At 65.5% G+C, this 2,846-nt stretch carries 2 protein-coding genes; one reads left to right on the top strand and one right to left on the bottom strand.

The genetic code is table 11. The annotated features are described in order from the left end of the window. Nucleotides 1–1,161 (bottom strand): CHAD domain-containing protein (locus WAN71_RS19630; protein ID WP_422226927.1); only part of this gene is annotated, 1,161 nt, incomplete at its 3' end. Nucleotides 1,162–1,314: 153 nt separating this feature from the next. On the opposite strand from WAN71_RS19630, the gene WAN71_RS19625 reads away from it, so the two are divergent. After that, on the top strand, nt 1,315–2,846 hold a 1,532-nt coding region (locus WAN71_RS19625; protein ID WP_422226926.1), incomplete at its 3' end, for an acyl-CoA dehydrogenase family protein.

Here is a 2,846-nt window from a genome sequence, read left to right as displayed (position 1 = left end):
CACCTGCTCGCTCGGCGAGTCGGCCGTGATCCGTTTGCCGCGTCGCACGACCCTCCGGAACGCCCGGTCGATACGTTGGCGGGCCAGCGCCGCGGCCGCCGGCCCGCCGTTGGCGTCCGGGGTCAGCTGCGCCAGCGGTGCGCGCCAGCCGCTCATCACTTGCTCGAAGCGCCGGGACCGCAGGCCGCGCACCAGGCGGCGGCGCTCGACAGCGCGATGCCGAACCAAGAACGACCGGAACGGGTCGAGGTCGCGTGGATCGGCCGACGCCAGTCTGGCGGCCATGTTGTCGAGCTCGAGCAGGTAGACGTCCAGGTCGCGCACCGGCGTGGTCAGATCACCTATCCACTTGAACTCGGGCTGGAACTGCTCGGCCATGTTCGCGGGCAGCACATCGCCGGCGAGCTTGAGAATCGAGCGGGTGCGCCGCACCGCCACCCGCAGGTCGTGCAGGAATTCGGTGTCAATCGCCGCAATCGTGCCTGCCACGTTGTCGTCGATGACCGCTGCGAACTGCGCGAGCATGCTCGCAATGGCCACGGGTGCAGGCGTTTCCGGACGCAGCTGCACCATCACATCCTGCTCACGGTCGTTGGGACTGCGAGTGGCAAGCGCAAGCGCGTCGTCGTAGGGCGTCGTTGTCGCCGCGGCGAGCCCATCGACGCCGCCCACCAGGCGGGCAATCCGATCGCCGTCCACGTCGTAGCCGCGCAACGGCTGGACCTGCAGCTGGCTGGTGCCGTCGTCAGCGCTTTCGGTCAGCAGCCGGGCAACGGTTTTTTCGTCGGCGTTGAGCACCCGGCTCTCCCGCACGGCACGCTGCACGGTGACGACCGGCAGCAATGCCCGCAAAGCAACAATCGGGGCCAGCGCGTCGCGCAGCCGCCCGGCCGGCAGATCGTGTAGGAGTGCCGGCCACTTCCTGGGCCGAGGTCCTTGCAACCGGCTGCCATCCGGGAACTGCAGGATCAGTGGACCGTCGTCGAGATACTCAAGGGATATCCCCGCCGAGTGCAGCCGCCAATCGAAGGTGTCCAGCCAGGTGTGTGAGACGGTACGTTCCGATCCGGCAGCCAGGGCGAATTTCGGCCGCAGCGCAGCCTCAACAGCCTCGACATCCACCGCGCCCCGCTTGCTGAAGGCGCGGGAAACCTTGCCCATGGCATACCTTCCCTTGGCCGCATGGCCGCGACCGACCGACAGATGATAGCCACCTTGCGTTAACGCGCCGTTCATTCGGCTGCCGGTCGCCAAAGTGTCGACTGACGTCGCGGAGCTTACCCCGGCGATGCGAGCGGCAGGTTACCGTCGGATATGACCACCACTGCGGAACACCTGCGCAACACGCTGGACGGACGCTGGCGCGACGTGAAGAACCAGATGCGGCAGCGGTTGACCGACGAGGTCTTCCGTCCGCACTACACGCCGAACACGGTGATCGCCCGCACCAAGGTGGCGGAACAAATGAAGATCATGGCCGCCGCCGGTGCAGCCGACGACGGCTTCCGCAAAGAGCACGGCGGAAACGGCAACGTCGGGGCGGCGATCACGATGATCGAGATGCTCGCAATGTCGGACCTGTCCTTGATGGTCAAGGCGGGCGTGCAGTGGGGCCTGTTCGGCGGTGCCGTCGAGAATCTTGGCACCGAACGCCATCACGAGGCGTATGTGAAAAAGATCATCAACCTCGAACTGCGTGGCTGTTTCGCGATGACCGAGACCGGACACGGCAGCGATGTCCAGTCCCTTGAAACGACCGCGACCTACGACGCCGCCACCCAGGAGTTCGTCATCCACTCCGCGACTCCGACGGCGCGTAAGGATTACATCGGCGGCGCCGCCGAAACCGCCACCATCGCAGCGGTATTCGCCCAACTCATCACCACCGAGGACGGCGAGCAGGTCAACCACGGTGTGCATTGTCTTTTGGTGCCGCTCCGCGACGCGGACGGCAACGACCTGCCGGGCGTGACCACGTCGGACTGCCAGTACAAGGGGGGCTTGCCGGGCGTCGACAATGGCCGCATCGTTTTCGACCACGTTCGGGTTCCACGGGTGAACCTGCTGAACAAGTACGGCGACGTGGCCGCTGACGGCAGCTACAGCTCACCGATCGAAAACCCCAACCGCCGGTTCTTCACCATGATCGGCACCCTGATCCGCGGGCGGGTCAGCGTTGGCGGCAGTGCAGGCAACGCGGCACGGGTGGCGTTGGACATCGCAACCCGGTATGCGTTGCAGCGCAAGCAATTCAGTGCCCCCGGTGAAGACTCAGCCGAGGGTGAAGTGCTGATCATGGACTACCTGGTGCACCAGCGCCGGCTTTTCCCGTTGATCGCGCGATCGTATGCCCTGCAGTTCGCGCAGAACGAGCTGGTGGCCGGGTGTCACGATCTACAGACGGCAGATGCCCCCGACGCCGAGGAGCAACGGGAACTGGAATCGCGGGCCGCCGGGCTGAAAGCTGCCAACACCTGGCACGCCAGCCGCGCCATACAAGAAGCCCGGGAAGCGTGCGGCGGGGCCGGCTACATGGCCGACAACCGGTTGATCGCGCTGCGCGCCGACACCGATGTGTTCACCACCTTCGAAGGCGACAACCATGTGCTGACCCAGCTGGTGGCCAAGGAGTTGCTGACCGCCTACGCCGACGACGTCAAGAGTATGAGCCCGGTTGAATGGGTGCGGTTCGCGGCCAACTTCGCCGGTGAGCGGGTGCTGAAACGCACTGCGGCAGAGACGATTATCCAGACGATTGTTGACGCCCGACAGGACAACGAAGAGGAAGGCAGCTTGTTCAACCGCGGTACCCAGGTCAAGATGTTCGAGGACCGCGAGGAATACAT

The sequence above is a fragment of the Mycobacterium sp. genome (assembly GCF_049280035.1).
Lineage (GTDB): Bacteria > Actinomycetota > Actinomycetes > Mycobacteriales > Mycobacteriaceae > Mycobacterium.
The sequence above is the reverse complement of the archived record's forward strand: the minus strand, read 5'-3'. Positions and strand labels throughout refer to the sequence as shown.